This window comes from Citrobacter sp. KTE151 (assembly GCF_000398845.1).
GTDB lineage: Bacteria > Pseudomonadota > Gammaproteobacteria > Enterobacterales > Enterobacteriaceae > Citrobacter > Citrobacter braakii.
The window spans coordinates 1-2,582 of the sequence record NZ_KB976062.1 but is presented as its reverse complement, the minus strand read 5'-3'; the positions used below and the strand labels follow the sequence as shown (position 1 = coordinate 2,582).

1 protein-coding gene and 1 pseudogene are annotated in these 2,582 nt (G+C 51.5%); both read right to left on the bottom strand.

The window, feature by feature from the left end; all coding sequences use genetic code 11:
* Positions 1–100: 100 nt before the first annotated feature.
* On the bottom strand, positions 101–1,177 hold the full coding sequence (locus WC7_RS21165) for an IS110 family RNA-guided transposase (RefSeq protein WP_000227969.1): 1,077 nt from the start codon (positions 1,175–1,177) through the stop codon (positions 101–103).
* Between the two features lie 281 nt (positions 1,178–1,458).
* Positions 1,459–2,531: pseudogene (locus tag WC7_RS27075) on the bottom strand (IS3 family transposase); the annotation flags it as partial.
* Positions 2,532–2,582 lie beyond the last annotated feature (51 nt).

Here is a 2,582-nt window from a genome sequence, read left to right as displayed (position 1 = left end):
GTTCCCTTTGCGTGACATACTCTGGGTCACTCCGGCATCTGCCAGCATTGAACGCCACATCGGCGTCCGGTACTGCCAGCCCTGGACGCCCTTCTAAGAGTCAAGCTGTTATCGGGATACTGTTGATCCGCCTGTTTTGATTGCGCAGTAACGTGTAAACTTCGCGGGAGATATATCGCTTTAGACAGCGTATCGCTTCCATTTTTGTATGTCCTTCGGCTACACGCCTGGCGACATATTCCTTTGTTTTTGCGTCAGTTCGTAAGCGTCCGATGGCGATGATGTGAAGTGCACTATTTGCAGCACGATCTCCACCACGATTAAGTCGGTAACGGTTCGTTTTTCCAGAAGAAACGGGGACCGGGCTGACACCACACAGTGCCGCAAATCCTGATTCTGATCTTAACCGTTGAGGATTGTCTCCGGCAGTGATCAGCAACTGTGAAGCGCTTTCGTATCCGATAGCATTACGTTTAATCAGCTCAGGTGCCAACTCGTCGACAATTGCCGCAATCATGACATCCAGATCAGCGATTTCGTCATGTAACTCGAGATAGCGTCGGGCAAGGGACTTTAATGAAATGCGATAAACGTTGGTTACATTGCGGTATTCACTGGCATCAGGTCTCCAGGAACCCAGGGTCCTGATGAGCTGCATGCGCGTCATATTTCTGAGCTGTTCACGTAATTCATCCGGGGCAGAGATAATATTTGAATGGATAATCTGGAGAGCGACTCTGCGGGCTGATATTGCTGTTTTTCGGCAAGTTTTTAATACCCGCAGGGACTCAATCATGCCATCACGCGTTTTGGGAGTAACTGTCCTGATGCCTGAGAATGCTGCATGAGCGGCACATTCAGCATCAATTGTGTCACTTTTACCCCGTTTGCGTCGCTCCATCCGGTCTGGAGCAGTCACCTCAAGAACTTCTAACCCGGCGTTCTGAAAATAACGAAGCAAACCGGAACCATAGGTACCTGTGCACTCAACACCAATTCGCTTTAATGTCCCAAACGAGGTCATCCATGCCAGCATCTGCCGGTAACCTTGTCGTGTTGTGGAGAAATACTGAGTCCCAAGGACTTTATTGTTCTGATCTACGACAGCGGCAACGTGCAAATCTTTATGTGTATCCACGCCACCCACAACGGCAGCTTCGGTAACTTTATCAACCATGACAGAGCTCCTGTGAGGAAACAGAGTTGAATCTCCAGACAGATAACCCGGACAGGACAGTAACGAGACAAGCCGTCAGGCCCTTCTTGAGTCACGCGCATCGGTGAGGAGATGCCTCGCATGAAGGCGCTTCCGGCAACCGACGGGTCCAGGGCAGGACACAAAAGGTCGATCGCTGTGTGAGTCAGGATGCGGGAAGGTCTTCACTGCATCAGTAATCACACCAATCTGGTTAAACGGCAAACTAAGTGGTGGTAAAGACTGACATCGGCATTATTACTGTCACTGTGTAGCATCAGCCCTGTTTTCCGGACTGGGGCTTTCAGCGCTTGTTCCAGCATCCCGCAGGTCAGGCTCAGCACCGGCTTCTGAGACATCTGCCACGCGATAATTTCGAGATTAAACAGGTCCTGCACCACAGACAGATACAGCTTCTCCTGTCCGATCCTGAACTCTGTCACATCAGTGCACCACTTTTTTCCGCTTTCTTCTGTTCTGAAGCGCCGGGCAAGAAGATTAAGCGAAGCCTGATTACTGTCGTTCATCCACGAACTGTACTTTTTGCGCCGAATCTGACAGAACAGACCCTGCCGCCTCATCAGCTTCCCCACCGTTTTATGGTTCAGTCGGGTACCCCTTCTTCTCAGCTCCGTAGTCATGCGACGATAGCCATAGCACTCCTTGTGTTGCCTGTGGATTGCCGCCATAAGCGGTATTACTTCCGCGTATTTGTCAGGCCTGCTGGCGGGTTTAGCCTGATGATAGTACCAGCTGCTGCGGGGCAGGCTGGCCGCCCGCAGCAGGCATCTCAGCGAGTGGTCAGGCAGCAGCAGGCGGACTAGCCGGGCTTTTTCTGCTGCTCCCTGAGCGCATTTTCCGCTCTCAGGGCCTTCAGCTTTTTTAAATATGCATTCTCCGCTCGCAGATATTCAAGCTCTCTGAGCAGCTCAGGATGCGTCATTTCACTGTAAGGTTTTGCTTCGGAAGGCTGTTTACGTTTGGTCATGGCGGAGCCTGCTCTGGACGGATTAAGTTCCACTGTGCCTTTTGTACGATATCTGTGCAACCAGTTCTGGATTAGCGTCTCATTGGGAATGGCAAAGAGCGCAGAAGCGTCAGCGCTGCTGCAGCGGTTTTCAAGGATATAGTGAACCACACGAAGTTTGAACTCTGCGGAATAAAAACGATGAGGACGATGCTCCAGACCTGTCTCACCCTGCTGCCTGAAGGCGCGTATCCAGCGGGAGAGTGGCGTCCTGCCGACTTTAAACTGGCGTGCAGCTTCAGCAATTCCGGCTTGGCCGGACAGAACGTGCTGAACAGCCGCCAGTCTGAGAGAAAAAGGATGTTTCATTTTGAACCTCCGGAGTCTGAACTGTTTGTCCAGGATCCGGGGTTCAGTACA

What these genes read in the sequence shown, in the direction of transcription:
- WC7_RS21165 (WP_000227969.1), bottom strand. Translation starts at nt 1,177, where the DNA reads ATGGTTGATAAAGTTACCGAAGCTGCCGTTGTGGGTGGCGTGGATACA.